This window comes from Hymenobacter nivis (assembly GCF_006439025.1).
Taxonomy (GTDB): domain Bacteria; phylum Bacteroidota; class Bacteroidia; order Cytophagales; family Hymenobacteraceae; genus Hymenobacter; species Hymenobacter nivis_A.
In genome coordinates, this window is the sequence record NZ_RCYZ01000003.1 from 94,679 (window position 1) to 114,179 (window position 19,501).

The 19,501-nt window shown below is 67.5% G+C and carries 14 protein-coding genes; 6 read left to right on the forward strand and 8 right to left on the reverse strand.

Annotation, left to right across the window (positions count from 1 at the left end; all coding sequences use genetic code 11):
* Nucleotides 1–193: 193 nt before the first annotated feature.
* Nucleotides 194–3,349 carry an efflux RND transporter permease subunit gene (locus tag EAH73_RS08285; RefSeq protein WP_140466029.1) on the forward strand — a complete coding sequence of 1,052 codons (3,156 nt, stop codon included), beginning with the start codon at nt 194–196 and terminating at the stop codon, nt 3,347–3,349.
* Between the two features lie 92 nt (nt 3,350–3,441).
* Here the strand turns inward: EAH73_RS08285 and EAH73_RS08290 are convergent, their stop codons facing one another.
* The 5 genes from EAH73_RS08290 to fbaA form a co-directional block, all read right to left on the reverse strand.
* Nucleotides 3,442–4,458, reverse strand: coding sequence for a PQQ-binding-like beta-propeller repeat protein (locus EAH73_RS08290; protein ID WP_140466030.1), 1,017 nt, complete (start codon nt 4,456–4,458; stop codon nt 3,442–3,444).
* An 85-nt stretch (nt 4,459–4,543) separates the two neighbouring features.
* Nucleotides 4,544–5,395 carry a phosphatase PAP2 family protein gene (locus EAH73_RS08295; RefSeq protein ID WP_140466031.1) on the reverse strand — a complete coding sequence of 284 codons (852 nt, stop codon included), beginning with the start codon at nt 5,393–5,395 and terminating at the stop codon, nt 4,544–4,546.
* A 353-nt stretch (nt 5,396–5,748) separates the two neighbouring features.
* Nucleotides 5,749–7,047, reverse strand: a complete 1,299-nt coding sequence (locus tag EAH73_RS08300) for a metal-dependent hydrolase family protein (RefSeq protein WP_140466032.1) — start codon at nt 7,045–7,047, stop codon at nt 5,749–5,751.
* 83 nt (nt 7,048–7,130) lie between these two features.
* Complete coding sequence (locus EAH73_RS08305; protein WP_140466033.1) at nt 7,131–9,356, reverse strand: penicillin acylase family protein; 2,226 nt, start codon at nt 9,354–9,356, stop codon at nt 7,131–7,133.
* 160 nt (nt 9,357–9,516) lie between these two features.
* Entirely contained in the window at nt 9,517–10,602 is a 1,086-nt protein-coding gene (gene fbaA / locus EAH73_RS08310; protein WP_140466034.1) for a class II fructose-bisphosphate aldolase, read from the reverse strand.
* Nucleotides 10,603–10,913: 311 nt separating this feature from the next.
* Here fbaA and nagA point away from each other — a divergent pair, with 311 nt between their 5' ends.
* From nagA to EAH73_RS08325, 3 genes are all read left to right on the forward strand, one after another.
* Nucleotides 10,914–12,035: an N-acetylglucosamine-6-phosphate deacetylase gene (nagA, locus tag EAH73_RS08315; protein ID WP_140466035.1), complete on the forward strand. Its 1,122-nt coding sequence runs from the start codon at nt 10,914–10,916 to the stop codon at nt 12,033–12,035.
* Between the two features lie 54 nt (nt 12,036–12,089).
* Entirely contained in the window at nt 12,090–12,686 is a 597-nt protein-coding gene (locus EAH73_RS08320) for a Crp/Fnr family transcriptional regulator (RefSeq protein WP_140466036.1), read from the forward strand.
* Nucleotides 12,687–12,765: 79 nt separating this feature from the next.
* On the forward strand, nt 12,766–13,143 hold the full coding sequence (locus EAH73_RS08325; RefSeq protein WP_140466037.1) for a DUF4260 domain-containing protein: 378 nt from the start codon (nt 12,766–12,768) through the stop codon (nt 13,141–13,143).
* 5 nt (nt 13,144–13,148) lie between these two features.
* Here EAH73_RS08325 and EAH73_RS08330 read toward each other — a convergent pair whose 3' ends face one another.
* From EAH73_RS08330 to EAH73_RS08340, 3 genes are all read right to left on the reverse strand, one after another.
* On the reverse strand, nt 13,149–14,738 hold the full coding sequence (locus tag EAH73_RS08330; protein ID WP_140466038.1) for a S41 family peptidase: 1,590 nt from the start codon (nt 14,736–14,738) through the stop codon (nt 13,149–13,151).
* Between the two features lie 165 nt (nt 14,739–14,903).
* Nucleotides 14,904–16,058, reverse strand: coding sequence for a cytochrome-c peroxidase (locus EAH73_RS08335; protein WP_140466039.1), 1,155 nt, complete (start codon nt 16,056–16,058; stop codon nt 14,904–14,906).
* Between the two features lie 15 nt (nt 16,059–16,073).
* Nucleotides 16,074–16,850 carry an MbnP family protein gene (locus EAH73_RS08340; RefSeq protein ID WP_140466040.1) on the reverse strand — a complete coding sequence of 259 codons (777 nt, stop codon included), beginning with the start codon at nt 16,848–16,850 and terminating at the stop codon, nt 16,074–16,076.
* Between the two features lie 273 nt (nt 16,851–17,123).
* On the opposite strand from EAH73_RS08340, the gene EAH73_RS08345 reads away from it, so the two are divergent.
* Both EAH73_RS08345 and EAH73_RS08350 read left to right on the forward strand, forming a co-directional pair.
* The gene (locus EAH73_RS08345; protein ID WP_140466041.1) at nt 17,124–17,492 is read left to right on the forward strand and encodes a DoxX family protein; all 369 of its coding nucleotides are present in this window, start codon (nt 17,124–17,126) and stop codon (nt 17,490–17,492) included.
* Nucleotides 17,493–17,572: 80 nt separating this feature from the next.
* The gene (locus EAH73_RS08350; protein WP_140466042.1) at nt 17,573–19,354 is read left to right on the forward strand and encodes an ABC transporter ATP-binding protein; all 1,782 of its coding nucleotides are present in this window, start codon (nt 17,573–17,575) and stop codon (nt 19,352–19,354) included.
* Nucleotides 19,355–19,501 lie beyond the last annotated feature (147 nt).

Genomic DNA, 19,501 nt, shown 5'->3' on the forward strand with positions numbered 1-19,501 from the left:
CGTGTGAAAGGTGCCGTTGAATTAGTGAGAGCAGTTGCTTGACTGATTGATTCGCCTTCACCGCTGCAAAAGGCTCGCCTCGGCCGTGCAGATGCCAGCTGCGCAGGACGTTCTGAAGCGTTTGCGCGCCAGCCCAAAACCAATTCGTTGAGACGCGAAGTGTCGCGTCTCTAAATCCTGCCTCCCTTCTTCAATGCCGCGCCCATCCTTTTTCCAAGCCTACAAGGCCCCCATTGCGGTGGTGCTGGCGCTGGCCCTCGCGCTGGGCGGGCTGGCTTACCGGCGGCTGAACGTGGCCCTGTTTCCAGAGGTGACGTTTCCGAAGGTGAAGGTGATTGCCGACGTGGGCCTCGCCCCCACCGACCGCGTGCTGGTGACCGTGACCAAGCCCCTGGAGGACGCTATGAAGCAAGTGCCGGGCCTACGCCTGCTGCGCTCCACCACCAGCCGCGGCTCGTGCGAAATCTCGGCCTTCCTGAACTGGGGCGTGGACGTGGTGCAGGCCCAGCAGCTCATCGAAAGCCGCCTCAACCAGGCCCGCGGCAACCTCCCGGCCAACCTCAGCCTCAGCGTGGAGCGCATGAACCCAGCCATCCTGCCGGTGATGGGCTACACGCTGGAGGCCCCGGGCCGCTCGCCGCTGGAGCTGCGCCGGCTGGCGCTGTTCACCATCAAGCCGTTCCTCTCGCAGGTCGAGGGCGTGGCCGCGGTGCAGGTGCAGGGCGGGCGCACCAAGGAGTACCAGGTAGAGCTGATTCCCAACCAATTGGCCGCCCTCGGCCTGGGCCCCGACGACGTGCAGACGGCCCTGAACAACACCAACTTTGTGCTCAGCAACGGCTACCTGGCCGACTACCGCCGCCTCTACCTAACGGTGACGGACGCCACCATCCAGCAAAAAGAAGACCTGGAAAACGTGGTGCTGCGCAACGACAACCGCCGCGTGGTGCGCCTGGCCGACGTGGCTACGGTGCGCATCGGCGAGCAGCCCGAGTACACCCGCATCAACGCCAACGGCCACGACGCGGTGCTGATTTCGGTGCTGCGCCAGCCCGCGGCCAACGTGGTGGAAGTCAGCCGCGGCGTGGCGGCCAAGGTGGGGGCCCTGCGCGCGGGCCTGCCCAAGGGCGTCACCCTGGCGCCGTACTACGACCAAGCCGATTTCGTGTCGGAAGTAGTGCGCTCGGTGCAGGACTCGCTTTGGATTGGCTTGGCCCTGGCGCTGGTGGTCACGGCGCTGTTCCTGCGCTCGTGGCGGGCCTCGCTCACGCTGGTGCTCACGCTGCCCGTGGCGCTGGCCCTCACGCTGGCCGTGCTCTACTTCGGCCTCGGCTACTCGCTGAACATCATGACGCTGGGGGCCCTGGCCGCCGCCATCGGCCTGATGATCGACGACGCCGTGGTAATGGTGGAGCAGCTGCACCGCGTGGGCGAGGAGCAGCCCGGCCTGGCGCCCGGCGCCGTGGTGGCGCGCTCGGTGCGCCACCTGCTGCCCGCGCTAGTGGGCTCGTCGCTTAGCACGATTGTGATTTTCCTACCCTTCGCGCTGCTGGGCGGCGTGGCCGGGGCCTACTTCAAAGTGCTGGCCACCACGATGGTGGTGGCGCTGATTTGCTCGTTTTTCGTGGCCTGGCTGGGCCTGCCGGTGGTATACTTGCTGCTAAGCAAAACCCGCGCTGGGGGCTCCCAGCCGCGGGCGGCGGGCGCTGCGCTGGAGGCAAAAACTGACGTGCGCGACGACGTTACGGGCAGCGCCTCAGCTACCGCCAACCGCCGCCAGCCTGGGGCCCCGGGGGCCCCCGCCGCGGCGCACCACGACATTCCGTGGGTGCGCTCGGTCATCCGCCACCCCGCCTACAGCGTGGTGGGCATCCTGGCGCTCATCGGGCTGATGGCGTTCGTCGTCCCGCGGCTGGCCACCGGCTTTTTGCCCGACATGGACGAGGGCGCCATCGTGCTCGACTACAACTCGCCGGCCGGCACCAGCCTCGACGAAACCGACCGCATGCTGCGCCGCGCCGAAACCCTGATTATGCAGGTGCCGGAGGTGGCCAGCTACTCGCGCCGCACCGGCACCCAAATGGGCTTTTTCATCACCGAGCCCAACCGCGGCGACTACCTCATCCGCCTTAAAACCCGCCGCGACCGCAGCACCGAGGAAGTTATTGCCGACCTGCGCCAGCGCATCGAGGCCACCGAGCCGGCGCTGGTTATTGACTTCGGCCAGGTCATCGGCGACATGCTCGGCGACTTGATGAGTACCGTGCAGCCCATTGAAATCAAGGTGTTTGGCCCCGACGCCGACCGGCGCTACGCCCTGGCCGACCAGGTGGCCGCCGTGGTGACGGCCACGCCCGGCACGGCCGACGTCTTCAACGGCATTGTGCGCATGGGGCCCTCCGTGGACGTGCGCCCCGACCCGCGGCGTCTGGCGCAGTTCGGCCTCACGGCCACCGCGTTCCAAACCCAGCTCCAAACCCAGCTCGGGGGCACCGTGGCCGGCAACGTGCTCAGCGGCGAGCAGTTGCTCAACATCCGGCTGCGCTACCCGGGCGCCGCCCAGGCCACCTTGGCCCAAATGCGCGCCGAGCCCGTGTTCCTGCCCAACGGCCAGCGCCGCCGCCTCGACGAGCTGGCCACCGTGGCCGTAAGCACGAGCAGCGCCGAGCTGGAGCGCGAAAACCTGCAGGCTATGACCGCCATCACGGCCCGCCTCGACGGGCGCGACCTGGGCTCGGCCGTGCGCGAGATTCAGCAGAAAATTGCCCGGCAGGTGCCGCTGCCGCCCGGCTACTTCGTGCAGTACGGCGGCGCGTTTGCCGAGCAGCAGCAGTCGTTTCAGGAGCTGCTCACCATCCTGGGCACGGCCTGCCTGCTGGTGTTTGCCGTCGGCCTGTTCTTGTTCCGCGACCTGAAAGCGGCCGGCCTGATCCTGCTGGTGGCCGTGCTGGGGCCCGCCGGCGGCAGCCTGGCCCTGTACCTCACGGGCACGCCCCTGAACGTGGGCTCCTACACCGGCCTGATTATGGTGGTGGGCATCATCGGCGAAAACGCCATCTTCACTTTCCAGCAGTTCCGCGACTTCCGTGCCGAAGGGGGCCCCGTGGCGGCGGCCATCGGCTACGCCATCGCCGCCCGCCTGCGCCCCAAGCTGATGACCGCCCTGGCCGCCATCGCGGCGCTGCTGCCGCTGGCGCTGGGCATTGGGGCCGGGGCCCAGCTGCACCAGCCGCTGGCCATCGCCGTCATCGGGGGCTTGCTGCTGGCCCTGCCGTTGCTGCTGGTGGTGCTCCCCAGCCTGCTCCGCCTGGCGTATGGCGGCGGGGAGCAGGAAGTAGCTAAGGCATAAGGAAATAACGAGGACCCGGTGGGGTTTGCGCACGGAACAACTCCGTGTGCGAACCCCACCGGGCCCCCGCTTTAGCAAACACTTTGGGGCCCCTATTCCAGCACCAGCACGCGGAAGGTGTTGGGCACGGTGCTCAAGCGCGGGTGGGGCACGGCGGGCGTGGGGGCCGGGGCGGGGCCCAGGTCGGCGGTGGGCAGGTAGAGGCGGTGGGTGGCAGCGTCGAGGGCCAGGGTGCGGGCGCCGCGGGCGGTGGCCAGCGTTTGGGCCACCGTGAACTTCTCGGGGCCCTCTTCGTGCACCACCGTAACGGTGCCGCTGCCGTTGGAGCTGATGGCTACCTGCCGTGCGTCGTCGAACACCACGCCGTCCACGCCGCTGCCGATGGGCAGCACGGCCACGGGGCGGCCGGTGTCGGCGTCGAGCACCACCATTTTTTCGTTGCCGCACACGCTGAACAGTCGGCGGTGGGCGCGGTCGAGGGCCAGGCCGCTGGGCTCTTCGCCGGGGCCCACGGGCCAGCGGTGCCGCACGGCCAGGGTTTTGGCGTCGAAGGCCACGATTTCGTTTTTGTCTTCGAGGTTGACGAACACCGTGCCTTTGCCGTCGCTCACGCCCGCCTCGGGGGCCCCGCCCAGCTCGGCGGTACCCACGGGCTGGCCGGTGGCCGCGTCGAGCACGGTGGCCGTGGTGGCGCCGTTGTTGAAGACGAACACGCGCTTCGAAAACTCGTCGTAGCACAGCGCGTCGGGCTTGGCGCCGGCGGGCACGCTGGCCGTCACGCGCAGGGTTTGGGGGTCGAATTCCACCACCGAGTTGGTTTTGCCGCAGCTGATGTAGCCGCGCCCCTGCGCCACCACGATGCCGTGCACGCCCGCCGTGTTGGGAATGATGCCCACCGGGTGGCCGTTGGCCAGGTCCAGCACCTCTACCTGGGTGGCGTGCGAAGCATATACGCGTCCGCCGGCGTGGTCCACGGCGATGTAGTCCCAGCCGCCCTCGCCGCCCACCGGCCAGTTGGCGGCCACGCGGTAGGTGGGCTTGGGGCCGGGTTGCGTGGGGGCCCCGGCGAGGGCCCCCAACAGGGCAATGGAGAGCAGCGGCTGGGTCATGGGAGCAGGTGGTGAGGGGCAGCAAATAGTTTATAATGGGTTAGTTAAGCAAACCTACCCGCCCCGCGCCCGGCCCCGCCGCCCCCTACTTGGGCCGCCAGGTGAGGCACAGGCCGGGCGCGCCGCCGTAGTAGCTGGGCGCAATGCCCACGTCGCGGCCGATGCCCTTGCGGCCCCAGCGGTTGCGGTGGGTGAGGTAGGCCAGGTGGGCCGACATGATGCCGAAACCGGCGCCGGCAAACACGTCGCTCTGCCAGTGCTTTTCGTTGATCATGCGCAGGGCCCCCACGCCGGTGGCGATGGTGTAGGCCCCGATGCCGTACCACGGGCTCTTGTCGCGCAGCTCGGTGTGCACGATGCTGGCCGCCAGAAACGCCTGCGCCGTGTGGCCCGACGGAAAAGAGAGCCGGTCGGAGCCGTCGGGACGTTCCTCCTGGCTGAAGTGCTTCACGGCGAAGGTGCTGGCCAGCATGATGGCCTCGCTTTTGGCCAGGATCAACAGCAGGTTCACGCGGTCGTTGTGCGACTCGACGCCCGCCAGCACCACGGCGCCCAGCTCCACGTAGGGCGCAAAAATCAGGTAGTCGGCAATGCGGCTGTTGGATTTCGGGAAGACGCGGTGGATGTCGCGGTTGGCGTCCTCGTTGGTGTAGAAGCCGCCGCCGTTGAACGTGTAGGCTCCGTAGCCAATCAAAATGGCCGGCACAATACTGGCGCGCACCAGCTTGCGCTGGAAGAACGGCTTCCGCTCGGGCGAGGAAACGCCGGCGGGGTTTTCGTACTTGTGGGTGGTGTCGGCAGCCGCGGGTGGCGGCGCGGTGGGCAGCACCTGGGCCTGCGCCGCGGGGCCCGCCCCGGTTAACAGAGCCAATAAAACCAGCGCGGTGGCGCCTACGCGTTGCCCTTGGTTGCGAACGTTGATAAAAGAAAACTGCATCGGATAGCCTACTAATTAAAACAAATTTTGGTGTTGATTCTGTCGGAAACCTGTGGCGAGAATTAGGGCCCCGGAGGGCCTGATGCCCGCTCGAAAGCCCCCTACGGCGCCGCTGGGCACTTAGGTTACCAAATCGTTAAGCCAGCAGCCGGCAACCAGCGTCCAGCCGCAAGCCCAACGCCTGAGAATCAGCCCCGGGGCCCTAAATTATCGGCCGGGCACATGTGGCAAGTCCGCGCAGCCAAGGAGTTTTTTGAACGCATGAAAACAGGCCCGCTCATGGCGCATGTCTGCCACTGCGCTCCGGCCCAGCGGTTGTGCAATGCGCGGACCGGCAAAGGCCACGCGGCCCGTTACGGCTGCTGGTAGAGCACGCCGCCCTTCATCACGAGGCGCACTTGGCGCAGGGCTTCCACCTGCCGGGTAGGGTCGCCGGCCACAGCTACTAGGTCGGCGAGCAGGCCGGGGGCAATGCGGCCGCGGTCGGCGAGGTGGAAGATTTGGGCGTTGCCGGCGGTGGCGGCGCGCAGCACCTGCTGCGGCGCGAGGCCGTAGTCGTTCACCAGCAGCTCCAGCTCGCGGGCGTTGTCGCCGTGCGGAAACACGCCCACGTCGCCGCCGATGGCCAGCGCCACGCCGGCTTGCACGGCGGCGGCCACGGCGCGGTGCTTGGCCAGCACCCGCTCGGGCGCGGGGCCCTGGCCTCTCTTCCAGCCGCGGTACTGCGAAATGGCGTCGGTGGCGGCCACGGTGGGGCACAGGGCCACGCCGCGCTGCTTCATCAGGCGGAACACTTCGGGCGTGCCGGCGTCGCCGTGCTCGATGGTTTCGACGCCGGCCAGCACGGCGCGGCGCATGCCCTCGGCGGTACTGGCGTGGGCCACCACGCCGCGGCCCGTGGAGCGGGCGGTTTGCACAATCAGCGTCAGTTCTTCCTGCGAAAACGTGGGTGCGGCCGTGCCGCCGGGGCCCCAGCGGTAGTCGGCGTACACCTTCACCACGTCGGCCCCGCCGCCAATCTGCTCGCGCACGGCCTTGATGATGCCGTCCACGCCGTCGGCTTCCTGGGCCCCCTGGGGCAGGTCGTCCACGGCGGCCAGGCGGGGGCCGTAGCTGCCGGTGGCCACCAGGGCGCGCGTGGCCACCAGCAGCCGCGGCCCGGGAATGATGCCCTCGTCGATGGCCCGTTTCAGGCCCACGTCGGCGTAGCCAGCGCCCTCCGTGCCCAGGTCGCGGGCGGTGGTGAAGCCGGCCAGCAGTGTGCGCTGGGCGTGCACGGTGGCGCGGGCCACGCGCAGGGCCAGCGGCTCTTTTAGCACCTGGTCGTCCCAGGGCGTTTCGTTATAGGGGTGCAGCAGCAGGTGCGAATGCCCCTCGATGAGGCCGGGCAGCAGCGTGAGGCCAGGCAGCTCCAGCACCCGCGCCCTGGCCGGGGCCCCCAGCTGCGCGGCTGGCCCCGCGGCCACGATCTTGCCGTCCGCCACCAGCACGGCCCAGCCCGGGTGCAGGTCCTGGCCATCGAACACGGCCGCGGGCCGCAGCAGCGTGGCGGTGGGCGCGGGCGGCGCGGCGGGGGCAGCCACGGGGCTCTGGGCGCGGGCCGTTAGGGCCCCCAGGGCCAGGAGGCAGCCCAGTAGCTTAGCGAGCTTCATCGGTACATTTTTTAGATAGCTAAGCCGCCCGTCGTGCTTGCTTCGTCAGCAGGACGGGCGGCTTCAAAAAGTTGTTCCGGGGACTATTGCTCCCCCGGGTGGTACTGTCGCTCCACGTGCTTGGCCACGTCTTCGGGGTAAAACCACACGTCCTTAAACTTGCCCTGGGTGTAGAGCGGGGCCTGGTCGGTGAAGTGCGGGGCCCCGGGGCGGCTATCCTGGCCACCGGTTATCACCGAGCGGGCCACTACCCGGGGCCCAAATTCCACCACCGCCACGAAGCTGTTGCCCACGTAGCCGTAGCGCTTCTTGGTGTTCGGGGCCGGGCGGGCCCCGAACGCTGCGAGCGAGCCCCAGGCCGACGAGGTGAAGGCCACCGGCAGGCTTGGCTGGTTGTCGTCGTAGGTTTCGGCAATGCGGCCGGTCAGGCGCTGGTAGCGGTTTATTTCGCCCCAGGCCACGTCCCAGCGGCCAAAGTCGCGGGTCAGCTCGGCGATGGTTTCGCCCAGGGCGGCGGCTTTTTCCTCGGGCGTCACGTGGTCGATGACGAACTGCGTGAAGGCGATGTAATCGAGGGTTTGGCCGGCCGGCACGCGGGGGCGCGCCAGGCGCTGCATGCGCTCGGCCCAGTAAATGGCCAGCGTTTGGCCCACCGAGGCGGCGCCGTAGTTCATGTTCCAGGCGCGGAGCACGGGCAGGGCGGCGGCCACGCCGGCGGGCAGCGGCGAGTCGCTGGCCGCGTCGAGCAGCAGCTGGCAGTCGCGCAGGGCGGCGGGCAGCAGCTTTTCGAAGCCGGCCAGGTGCGGGTCGTTGGCGGCGGCGATGAGCGTGTCAAGCGTGAAAACCGGGCGCCGGCTCAGCACCCGCACCGCGTTGATTTCGCGGTAGTTGTCGGGCTCGGGCGCCATGTAGGCGGGGTACTTGGCGGGGTCGGGGCTGCTGCCGGGGCCCGCCACGGTGAAGGGCGTGCCGTTGCAATTCTGGATGAAGCCGCTGGCGGGGTTGCGCACCTGCACGATGTCTTCCACGGGGTGCAGGCCCTGCCACTCGGTGGCCTTGGTGGTGCCGTCCACGGGCTGGCTCCAGTCGGGGCCCGCGGGGCGGCGGGGCATGAAGTTGCCGTGCCAGTAGGCGATGGTGCCCTTGGCGTCGGCAAACACGGTGTTGTTGGAGGCGTTGCCGTTCAGCCGCATCACCTCCTTGAAGCTGGCGTAGTCGGTAGCCTTGGTGCGCAGGTACGACTGCTCCAGGGCCGCGAGCGGGTCGTCCATCATTTTCACCGTCAGCCACTTGCCATCGGCCTGCTGGCCCACCACGGGGCCGTGGGGCGTGTAATAGGTCGTGAACTTGCGGCGCAGCAGCTGCCCGTCTTTCACGTAGGCCAGCGCCACGGGGGCGGCGCGCACGGGCAGCGTTTGGCCGTCGTACTGGTAGTAGTACTTGCCGTCCTTTTCCGTCACCGTCTCCAGGTACTCGTCCATCGAGTCGGCGTAGCTGGAGGTGTGCATCCAGCCGCACTTGGCGTTAAAGCCCTGGTAGATAAAGAACTGGCCCCACGTCACGGCCCCGTAGGCGTTGAGGCCGGCGGCGCTCGTCATTTGCAGCTCGGAGCGGAAGTAAAATGAGGTGTGCGGGTTGATGAGCAGCAGGGCGTGGCCCGAGGCGCTCTTGGCCGGCGCAATGGCAAAGCCGTTCGAGCCCACCGAGCTGCGGTCGAACCCGTCGGCCTCGGCGCGCCCCGCCGGGGGCCCCTGCCACGAGGTAGGCTTCTGCTGGCTATAGAAGGCCTTGATGCGGTCGGCCGGCACCACGCTCACGTTGCCCCCGATGCTGCCCTCGCTGAAGAGCAGCGGCATCCAGGGCTGGAAGCGGCGGATGCGCCGCGGGTGCACGTCGGGGTGGGTGGACAGGTAGTAGTTGGTGCCGGCGGCGAAGGCGTTGAGCAGGCTTTTCATCCAGGCCGGGCTGCGGCCGTACACCGCCACGGCCCGCGTGCTGTCCATAAATAGCCGGGCCCGCAGGTCTTCGTAGAGCGCGGCCTCCCCGTCCACTTCGGCGCGGCGGCCCAGGGCGGTGAGGTAGTTGTCCTCCACTCGCGCAAAATCTTCTTCGCACTGCGTGTACAGGGCCCCAAACACAGCGTCGGCGTCGGTTTTGCCGTTGATGTGGGGCACGCCCCAGGTGTCGCGCGTCACGGTTACCTGCCGGGCTTGCTGCTTCCAGCGGGCCACCTCGGCGGGCGAAAAAGCCTGGGCCCGGGCCTGCGTTAGGGCCCCCAGCGCGAGCAAGGCAGTGAGGATTGGTCGCATAGGCTACGGGGTGTAGCGTGGACTCTGCGAGTCCGCGCTTGGTGCAAAAACAACGATTGACGTTCAACCGCGCGGACTCGCAGAGTCCACGCTACGGCACAAAGAAAGGCCGCCCGTGCAATACGGGCGGCCTTTCCAGGAAAACGTTGCTTCGGGGGCCCTAGCCGCGGCGGTTCACCGCGTTCAGGTCCTCAAAGGCCTGCTTGAGGCGCGCTACAAAGGTTTCTTCGCCTTTGCGCAGCCACACGCGGGGGTCGTAGTACTTCTTGTTGGGCGAGTCGGGGCCGTTGGGGTTGCCCATTTGGCCTTGCAGGTAGGCCTCGTTTTTCACGTAGTAATCCTTGATGCCTTCCCACAGCGCCCACTGCAAGTCGGTGTCAATATTCATCTTGATGGCGCCGTAGCTGATGGCCTCACGGATTTCCGCCTGGCTCGAACCCGAGCCGCCGTGGAATACGAAATCGATGGGCAGCGCCGCTTCGATCTTGTGCTTCTCACGCAAAAACTCCTGCGAGTTGTGCAGGATTTTCGGCTCCAGGCGCACGTTGCCGGGCTTGTACACGCCGTGCACGTTGCCAAACGCCGCGGCGATGGTGAAGCGCGGGCTGATTTTGCTCAGCTCCTCGTAGGCGTAGGCCACTTCCGAAGGCTGGGTGTAGAGCTTGCTGGAGTCCACGTCGGAGTTGTCCACGCCGTCTTCTTCGCCGCCGGTCACGCCCAGCTCAATCTCCAGCGTCATGCCCATTTTGGCCATGCGGGCCAGGTACTTGGCGCAGATTTCGATGTTCTCCTCGATCGGCTCTTCCGACAAGTCGAGCATGTGCGAGCTGTAGAGCGGCTGGCCGTGCTGGGCGAAGTGCTTCTCGCCGGCGTCGAGCAGGCCGTCGATCCAGGGCAACAGTTTCTTGGCGGCGTGGTCGGTGTGCAGCACCACCGGCACGTCGTAGAGGGCGGCCATGGCGTGCACGTGCTGGGCCCCCGAAATGCCGCCGGCGATGCTGGCCTGCTGCTTGTCGTTGGGCACCGATTTGCCAGCAAAGAACTGGGCGCCGCCGTTCGAGAACTGAATCATGACGGGCGAGTTCAGGTCGCGGGCCGCTTCCAGTACGCCGTTCACGGTGTCGGTGCCGGTCACGTTCACCGCGGGCAGGGCGTAGCCCTCGGCCTTGGCGCGTTGGAAAAGCTGTTGCACTTCGTCGCCGTGCAGCACGCCGGCGCGCAGGCGGCCAGAAGAAGGAGTTGACATGGGATGGTCTTGAACTGAATGAGGCGGCAATTTATGGGTTTCAGCGTTTTCGGGGCCCCGCCACGATTTTATTTTCTAACAAGCCGCTTGCCCAGGCCCCGCCGCCGCCGCCAGCCCGGACCGGCCCCGGGGCCCCATTGGGCCCGCCAGCCCCAGTAATTCCTCCAAAACACCGTCCTGCCTTATTGCTAGAAAATATTCGTCCAATACCCGCCGAGTTAGCTGGGGCCCCAAGGCCAAGTCCACCGGCGGCCGATTAGCTTCGCCCCTTCCCGCGCGGCGCTGCCGCGCCCACCCCCGCCCCTACCGCCATGCGCTACCTGCTCACCAATTGCACCGTGTACACTGGCCACGCCGTGCTGCCCGACCACGCCGTACTGATTGACAACGAAATAATTACCGACGTTTTGCCCGCGACCGAGGCGCCCGCCGACGTGCTGCGCCACGACTTGGGCGGCGCCAACCTCTGCCCGGGCTTCGTCGATTTGCAGCTGTATGGCGGGGGCAGCATCCTGTTTTCCGTCGAGCCCACCGCCGCGGCCCTGGCCGACCTGCGGGCCCACACGCTGCGCCACGGCACCACCAGCTTCCTGCCCACCATGCCCACCAACGCGCCCGAATTGATGCAGGCGGCCATCGCGGCGGTGCGCGCGGCGTTGCCCACCACACCCGGCCTGCTGGGCCTGCACCTGGAGGGCCCCTACCTCAACCCCGTCAAAAAAGGCGCGCACCGCGCCGAGTTCATCCAGAAACCGGAGCCGGGGCCCCTGGCCGCGCTGCTGGCCGCCAGCGCCGGCGTACTCCGCATCATGACGCTGGCCCCGGAAATGGCCCCGCCCGAAGCCGTGGCTCAGCTGCGGGCCGCCGGCGTGGTGTGCTCGGCGGGCCATTCCGACGCGACTTTTGCCCAGGGGCAGGCGGCGTTTCGCGGCGGGTTTGCGGCGGCCACGCACCTGTTCAACGCCATGTCGGGGCTGCTGCACCGGGCCCCGGGGTTGGTGGGCGCCATTTTGGACGACGAGGCGGTGGCCGCCAGCGTGGTGGCCGACGGCGTGCACGTGGACTACGCCGCCGTCCGCATTGCCCACAAAATCATGGGCGAGCGGCTGTTCCTCATCACCGACGCGGTGAACGAATCGACCCACGGGGCCTACCAGTTCCGCCGCCAGGGCGACCATTTTGTGGATGCCAACGGCACGCTCGCCGGCTCGGCCCTCACGCTGCTGTCGGCCGTGCGCAACTGCGTGCAGCACGTAGGCATCGCCCTGCCCGAGGCCCTGCGCATGGCCACCCTTTACCCCGCCCGCGTGTTGGGCCTGGCCGACCACCTGGGCCTAGTTGCGCCCGGCTACCGGGCCGATTTGTGCGCGTTTGACCACAACTATAACGCGCAAGCCACCGTGCTGCACGGTGCGCTGCACCGCTGGGCCTAGCCCCTCCCCTTTGGGGGCCGGGCCCCGGGCCGCCGGGGGCCCTACTTTTGGGGCATGCACCCCCTCCGCGCCTACATTCACCGCTTTGTGGCGCTGCCCGACGAAGCGTGGCGCGCCCTAGAAGCCGAGTTGCAGCCCCGCCAGCTGAAGCGGCACGAATACTTTGTGCAGCCCGGCGACACCCGGCACGAGGTAGCGCTGCTGCTGCGCGGTGCATGCCGGATGTTTTACCCGCGGGCCGACGGCGAGGAGGTGACGACGTACTTTTTCTTCGAAAACCACCTGCTGGCCTCCTACCCCGCCTGCCTGCGCAACGCGCCGAGCCCCCTGGCCATCCAGGCCCTGGAGCCGACGGAGCTGCTGGTGTTTCCCTACGCGGCCCTCACGCGGCTGTACGATGCCTGGCCCGTATTTGAGCGGTTTGGGCGGCTGCTGGCCGAGTACCACCTCATCGGCACCGAAGAGCGGCTGAGCGAGCAGCTGCTGTACTCGCCCGAGGCGCGGTACCGGGCCCTGCTCGCCAGCTCCAAAACCAAGATCATGGCGCGCATTCCGCAGCGGCTGGTGGCCGCCTACCTGGGCGTGACGCCGGTGAGCTTCAGCCGCATCCGGGCCCGGGTGGCGCGCAACCCGGGGCCCCCAGCGGGCTAATTTCTTAGCGTTTGTTAACGAAAGCGGGGCCCCGCGGGGCAGAATTTTGTGGCATCACTTCCCCAAAGTCTCCAGCCCGATGAAACGCTTGCTCCAACTCGAAGAACTGGCCGAACTAAGCTTCGCCGCCGTGGTATTTGCCCACCTGCCCTACGCCTGGTGGTGGCTGCCGGCCCTGTTCCTGGTCCCCGACCTGAGCATGCTGGGCTACCTGGCCGGGCCGCGCGCGGGGGCCCTCGCCTACAACCTGGCCCACCACAAAGCCGTGGCGCTGGCCGTGGGCCTGGCCGGCTACGGGCTGGGCAGCCCGCCCTTGCTGCTGGCCGGCACGGTGCTGCTGCTCCACAGTGCCTTCGACCGCCTGCTGGGCTACGGCCTCAAGTACGGCACCGGCTTCCGCCACACCCACCTCGGCAGCATGCCCGCTCCGCCCGCCGCGGCCGCCAGCATGGGGTAAGCGTCTTAGTGCTTCGGCGCGCCAATGCGGGGGCCCCGGGTGGGCGCAGCGCCGGCCGCCCGGGCGGCCATCAGCTTCAGCGCGAAGGCCAGCTGCGGGTCGCGGTTGGCCAGGAAATCGGCGCGGGATTGCGCCACCGGGTAATCGGGCAGGACGCCGCGGCCGAAGGGCTGGCCGGCCCTCGGCGGCACATCCTGCTGCAAATCAACCCAGTAGAAACTGGTTTGGATGCCGGTGTTGGGGAGGGTGTAGGCCAGCTCGCCGTGGCCGGTGTGGCCGTAGTAGCCGCCCATGGTTTCTTCGCCGATGACCGTGGCGGCGGTACGGCCGCGCACCATGGCCGCAAACATGGAGCCGGCCGAGGCCAGCCGCGGGCTGATGAGAAGGTACAGGCGGCCGCGAAACCGGTTCGGGCGGGGCTGGAAGACCGGGTTGCTGCGGGCCGTTTGGTGCAGCTGGCCGTTGGGGCCCCCGGCGAAATCGGTGCGCAGCAGCCCGGCGATTTCCCGCACGGCGGTGGCGCGCTCGGCGGTGTTTTTCTCGAAGCTGAGGTAGCGGCGGCAGGGCACTTGCCGGAAGCTAACGGTGGCGCCCTTGTTCTCCCGAAACGGCGCGTGCGCCAGGTAGGCAAAGGTGTGCATGTCGTTGTTGTCGTCGCCGCCGCCGTTGGCCCGCACGTCCACCAGCAGGTCGGTAATGGCCGGCGTTTGGCGGAGCAGCCCGAAGCACGAATCCAGGAACGCCGCGTACCGCCGGTGCCCCGCCGTGCCCGCTTCGCCAATGTCGAACGTGTTGACCGTCAGCACCGCCGCCGGCCGGTTGGGCAGCAGCCGGAACGTGTATTTCCGCGGGGCGTCGTTGAAAAACGCGTCGTCGAAGGGCTTGGAGTGGCGGGCGGCGAAGGCTTGCTCGTAGGCGCGGTACGGCACGGCGGGCATGGTTTGGGCCAGGGTACCGGGCCGGCCCGGCACGGTGTAGCGCACCACGAAGGCAGCCTGGGGGCCGTATTCGAGCCGGTAATATTCGGGGAAATCGGCCGCTAGGCCCACGGTTTTGCCGGTGGTATTCAGGCCGTCGGTGGTGTAGTAGCGGCCCAACTCGCGCACCAGCCGCCGGGCCGGAATACCGTTGATGCTGGCAATGAGGGCCCCCAGCGGCAGGGGGCCCCGGGCCGTATTCAGCAGCAGCTGGCCCGCCACCAGCTTCACCGGATACGGGAAAAACGCGGGGGCGGCGTGCATCTCGGCGCGCACGGCCGCGGGCAGCGCGGTGTCGTTGTGCAGGCTGCCTTCAAAATTGGTGATGCCCACCACCAGCCGGTACACGTCGATGACGGTCATGCCGTCCGTCGCCTGGGCGCGGGCGGCGGCAAAGGCGCTGTCCATCTGGGCTTTGCTGCGGTATTTATAGATGCCGGCGTGGGCCGCTTCCTTGATGCGCTGGAACAAAACCAGGTCTTCCAAAACCCGCGCTTTGGGCACCACGCGGGCCAGGGCCGGGGCCCCTTGCTGGGCCGCGGGCTGCGGCTGGCAGGCGGCCAGCCCAACCCAGCCAACCCCCGCGGCCCAGGGCCCCAATCGAAAACGTGCCGCCATGAATGGAATGCTAGTTGGGCGAAATTCCGGGGCCCTGCCGCGGATTGCAGCGCGGGCTTTGCAGTCCACGGCTCTGCATGGTCACTGCGCAATCGCCCAACGGCAACCGATAGGACGAAGCGAGAGCCGCGGACTACAAAGTCCGCGCTACAGATCGTGCTGCAATCAGTCGGTGGGCTGGCTGAAGCGAGGGTCCTGGATGAAGGTGGAGTCAGTCAACGTCTTCAAGAACAGCACGATCTGCTTCTTTTCGGTGTCCGTCAGGCCCAGGGGCTGGCCGATGCCGAGGGGGCTGTTGGTACCGTTGAGAATGTTGGCGTCGAGGTTGGGGCTGCCGTACTCGATGTGCTCGTTGTAGTGGGCCAGCACGTCCTCCAGGGTGGCGAAGCGGCCGTCGTGCATGTAGGGGCCCGTGAGGGCGATGTTGCGCAGCGAGGGGATGCGGAACTTGCCCTGGTCGGAGGGCAGGCCGGTGGGCACGGCGCGGCCCAGGTCGGTGAAGGTGCGGTCGAGGCCGTTGTTGACGAAGTCGTGGTTGGTTTGCAGGTCGCCGGCGTGGCAGTCGGCGCAGTTGCCGCCGCGGCCCAGGGCCGTGCCCGTGGGGTGGGTGATGAACAGCTGCAAGCCGCGCACCTCGTCGGCCGAGAGCACGCTGCGGTCGCCGCGGCGGTAGCGGTCGTAGCGCGAGTTGCCCGACACCAGCGTGCGCACGAACTGCGCCAGAGCCTTCAGCATGTTGTCTTCGGTGGGGGCCCCGGGCCCGAAGGCCTTGGCAAACCGCGCCACGTAGGCCGGCTGGGCTTGCAGCTTGGCCACGCTGGCGGCCAGCGTCTGGTGCATTTCCACGGCGTTGGTGAGCGGGGTGCGGGCCTGCGCCTCCAGGCCCTTGTCCGATCCGTCCCAGGTCAGCAGCGGGTCCCAAAGCAAGTTGCTGAGCGACATGGCGCTGCGCGGGTGTCGGGCCCCGTTCACGCCCACGGCGTGGGCCAGCCCATCGGTGAAGGCCAGGGCCTGGCGGTGGCACGAGGCGCAGGAAATGCTGTTGTCAACCGACAGCGTTTTCTCGTAGAACAGGTGCCGGCCCAGGTCCACGCCTTCCACCGTGAGGGGGTTGTCGGCGGGCAGCAGCGGGCCAGCGGGGAAGTTGCTGGGCAGCGCCAGGGCGTAGGGCGTGGGCGCGGCGGTTGGGGGCGTGGGGGTGGGCACGTCGCTCCCACCGCCGCCGTCGTGGCTGCACGCGGCCACGGCAATGACGCCCACCAGGCCAGCGGCCACCCAACCGCGCGTCCGGCGCAGCCACAGCGAAGAAAAGTGCGTCATAACGACGGGGTCAAATTAATTAGTGGCTACCCGCTCCAACGTGAACAGGCCAGCGGCGTAGTTATCGGCCAGGAGCGGGGCGCTGGCCCCGCCCATCACGTCGGATAGCTTGCTGAAATCGATGTTCTTGCTGGGGGCCCCAGCGTTGTCGAACAGGGCCAGCACATTCACCCGCAGGTGCAGGGTGGGCGCCTGGGTGGCCGTCACGGCCAGGGGGGCCCCGGCGAAGGAAATGGTGCGCTGGGTGCCGTTGTCGCCGACGTGGAAGCGCAGGCCGCCGGCGGCCGCGGCGGCGGCGTGGGGGGCCTGGGGCGAGGTGCCTTCCATCTTCAGAAATACGTAGCCCGTGGTCCAGTCCCAGTACAGGTCGTTGTTGGGGTCGAGGGCCCCGGTTTGGGCCCCGGCGGTGTTGCGGGCCGCGTCCACGCCCACCACGAAGCGCAGGCCGGTGTAGTTGGCCAGCGGCACGCCTGGCACCACCAAGTGCAGGGTGGCGGTTTTGGCGGCGTCCACGAGGTAGTAGCTCTCGGGCGCGGCGTAGGCGGTGCCATCGGCGCGCAGCAGCTCCACGTTCGAGAGCAGATACTTGAACTTAGTAACCTGGAAGGTCTGGCCGTCGGCCTTGGTGTAGCTGGTGCCGTCGAAGGCCAGCGGCGCAGTGCCCACCACGTGCGTGAGGTCCAGCGCCACGCTGCCGGTGGCGGCCGTAGCGGGGTCGGCGTCTTTCTTACAGCCAGCGGCCAGCGCCACCAGCGGCAACAACAGGGCCCAAGCCCGGACAGGTAACTTCATGGGTGCAAGCAAAAAAAGTAAACAGAACCGCGGCCTTCCGCCCTAACCGCCGCCGGGGCCCCAAAGTGCCCGGCCACTGGCAGCCAACGCCGGCGGGCCGCTTCCAAATATACGCCCCCCAAGAAAAGGCCCGAAAATGAGCCCCCCGTGACGCCGCGGCCCAAGGCGCTGCCGCCGGGCCCCGGGCAGGGCCAGCGCAAGCCCAAGCAAGCGGGAGCCAATCTTTTGCGGGCAAGTGCCTTAACTTGCCCGCCTCACCTAGCCCCCGTTCTCATGTCTGCTTCTACCCGCAACATCATCGCTTGGATTCTGCAAGTGCTGCTCGGCCTTGCCTTCATCGCCTCCGGCGTCAAGAAATTTATGGACCTGCCCGGCACAGTGGGCATGTTTGGCAGCCTGGGGCTGCCCGGGGCCCTGGCCTACGTGGTGGCCGGGGCCGAAGTGCTGGGCGGCATCGGCCTGCTCGTGCCGCGCTTCACGCGGCTGGCTGCGGCCGGGCTGGTCATTATCATGATTGGCGCGGTGATCATACACGCCACCAAGATTCCCGGCGGGCTGGCGGGCGGCGTGCCGGCCATTGTGCTGCTGGTGTTGCTGCTGCTGCTGATTGTGCTGCGCCGGCCCGCCCCGCTGGTGGCCTAAACCTCTGCCGTAAGGCGCCGGTTGTAGGGGCTTACGTTCGTTCTTTTTCGCCGGGCCCCGGGCCCGGCGCTTGCCTTTCTATGCAATTACTTTTTAGCTACCTGCGGCGCTACTGGGGCCTGCTGGCCCTGGCCTTGGTGCTGGCCACCGTCAACCAGGTTTTCTCGCTGCTCGACCCCTACATTTTCCGCAAGCTGGTGGACCAGTTTACGGTACGCTACCCCGACATGAACGGGATGCGCAACGTGCCGTTCGCGCCCTTTTTTCGGGAGGCCATCCCGCTGCTGGCCATGATGTTGGGCGTGGCCATGGTGTCGCGCATCGCCAAGAATTTCCAGGATTACTACGTCAACGTCATCACGCAGCGGCTGGGGGCCACCATGTATTCCGACGGCCTGCGGCATTCGCTCGACTTGCCCTACCAGGTGTTTGAGGACCAGCGCTCGGGCGAAACGCTGGGCAAGCTCCAGAAGGTGCGCATTGACGTGGAGAAGCTGATCCAAAGCTTTGTCAATGTGCTGTTTACCGCGCTCGTGGGCATTATTTTCGTGATGTGGTACGCCATCAGCGTGTACTGGCCCATTGCGCTGGGCTACTTCCTCACCATTCCGCTGCTGGGCATCCTGAGCTTTGCCTTGAGCAAGCGCATCAAGGTGATTCAGAAGACCATTGTAGCCGAAACCACGTCGCTGGCCGGCGCCACCACCGAGAGCCTGCGCAACATTGAGCTGATTAAGAGCCTCGGCCTGGCCCAGCAGGAAACCGACCGCCTGAACGGCATCACCGGCAAAATCCTGAAGCTGGAGCTGCGCAAAGTGCGCTTTTTGCGGTCGCTGAGCTTTGTGCAGGGCACGTTCGTGAATTTATTGCGCAACGTTATCATCCTGCTGCTGTTGTACTTGCGGGTGCAGAACCACATCAGCCTGGGCGAGTTTTTCTCGTTCTTCATCTACTCGTTCTCCATCTTCGGGCCGTTGCAGGAGTTTGGCACCATCATCGGCAACTACCGCGAGTCGGAAGCGTCGCTGGCTAATTTCCAGAAGATCCTCAACACCCCGCGCGACGTGCGGCCCGCGCACCCGGTGGAAATCGAAAAGATTGAAACGCTGGCTTTTGAGGATGTGCGCTTCAAGCACCTGAGCGCCGACGTGCCGGCCCTCGACGGCATTTCCTTCGGCGCGAAGCTGGGCGAAACCATTGCCTTCGTGGGGCCCTCGGGCTCGGGCAAAACCACCCTCGTGAAGCTGCTCGTGGGCCTGTACCCGCCGCTCGACGGCCGCATCCGCTACAACGGCGTATCGAGCGACGAGGTAGACCTCGACGCCCTGCGCGAGCAAATCGGTTTTGTGACGCAAGACACGCAGCTCTTCGCCGGCACCATCCGCGAAAACCTGCGCTTCGTGGCCCCGAACGCTACGGACGAAGAATGCCTGCGGGCCCTGCACGAAGCGGCCGCCGACACGCTGCTCGCCCGGGCCCCCCAGGGCCTCGACACGGTGCTTGGCGAGGGCGGCGTGAAGGTATCGGGCGGCGAAAAGCAGCGCCTCAGCATTGCCCGGGCCCTGCTGCGCCGCCCCACCCTGCTCGTGTTCGACGAGGCCACCTCGGCCCTCGACTCGCTCACGGAGGAGGAAATTGGGCGCACGGTGCGCGAGCTCTCGGGCTCGCGCCAGCACATCACCATCCTCATCGCCCACCGCCTCAGCACCATCCTCCACGCCGACCGCATCTTCGTGCTCGAGCGCGGCCACGTGGCCGAAGCCGGCCGCCACGCCGAGCTGCTGGCCAGCAAAGGCCTGTACTACGCCATGTGGCGCCAGCAAATAGGCGAGCGGGCCCCCACGGCACTGGCCAAGGCCTAACGCGGGCTTTGGCAGCTCGCCAAAAGAAAGCCGCCGCCGAGAACAACGGCGGCGGCTTCGAATAAAAGCGAATAGCTTCGGAATCAGTGCGTAGAAACCATCGCCGCCGAAACCCCATAGGTCCCCACAGGGCCCCCAGGCTGGTGA